Here is a 1153-nt window from a genome sequence, read left to right on the forward strand (position 1 = left end):
TTTATCATAAAATGAAGGCTAATTGAGAATCATCTTCATTATTCTTTATGACTATTAAGGCAGTTGTTACCAAACCTACAAATGCTAAAAGCGTAAATTATACGCTAGTATCAATAAGTGGTGGTTTTTGGATAAATTGTACACAAATTAAGTGAGTAGTATTCCAAACTATTTTATTTAGTCCCTCATTAATAAAGTGCTTTTTGGCTGTATATATTTTGATAAAAAGCCTTTTGATAAAAATATTTTAACTGTTTAACTGAGAGTTATTTATGTTTGATACCTTAACAGAACGTCTGTCGTCAAGCCTACGCAATATCGTTGGCACAGGACAACTGACTGAAGACAACATTAAAGACACCTTGCGCGAAGTGCGCATGGCACTGTTAGAGGCTGACGTCGCCTTGCCAGTAACCCGTGATTTTGTCAAACGCGTCAAAGAGCAAGCGCTCGGAGCGGAAGTACTCAAAGAGCTAGCACCAGGACAAGCCTTTGTAAAGATTGTCCATGATGAGCTGACCGAGATGATGGGCAGCGCTAATCAGCAGCTTGAGATGACAGGTAAACCGCCTGTAGTCTACTTGCTGGCAGGTTTGCAAGGTGCAGGTAAAACCACTACTGCAGGTAAATTAGCCAAATATCTACAAGAGCGCCAAAAGAAAAAAGTCATGTTAGTCTCAGCGGACGTATATCGTCCAGCAGCGATCAAACAGCTTGAGCAGGTCGCCGGTCAAGTAAATGCCAAGTTTGTCAATTCAAGCATTGATGAAAACCCTATTGATATTGCTAAGCGCGCCATTGAAGAAGCCAAGATCCAGTATCAAGACATCTTAATCATCGATACGGCTGGTCGTTTGCACATTGACGACACTATGATGGATGAGATTAAGGCGCTGACGGCGGCGGTTAATCCATCTGAGACCTTGTTTGTGGTCGATGCGATGACGGGTCAAGATGCGGCCAATACTGCCAAAGCCTTTAACGACGCATTGCCATTAACTGGTGTGGTCCTCACCAAGACCGACGGTGATGCACGTGGCGGTGCTGCACTTTCTGTCCGTGCGATTACAGGTAAACCGATTAAGTTCTTAGGTCGCGGCGAAAAACTAGACGCATTAGATCTTTTTCATCCTGAGCGTATAGCCCAGCGTAT

At 43.3% G+C, this 1153-nt stretch carries 1 protein-coding gene; it reads left to right on the forward strand.

The genetic code is table 11. The features are described from left to right. Window positions 1-272: 272 nt before the first annotated feature. Window positions 273-1153: signal recognition particle protein (locus ACS8FD_RS15905; protein ID WP_439276562.1), on the forward strand; the 881-nt coding region annotated here is incomplete at its 3' end.

Source organism: Psychrobacter sp. 1U2, assembly GCF_051847575.1.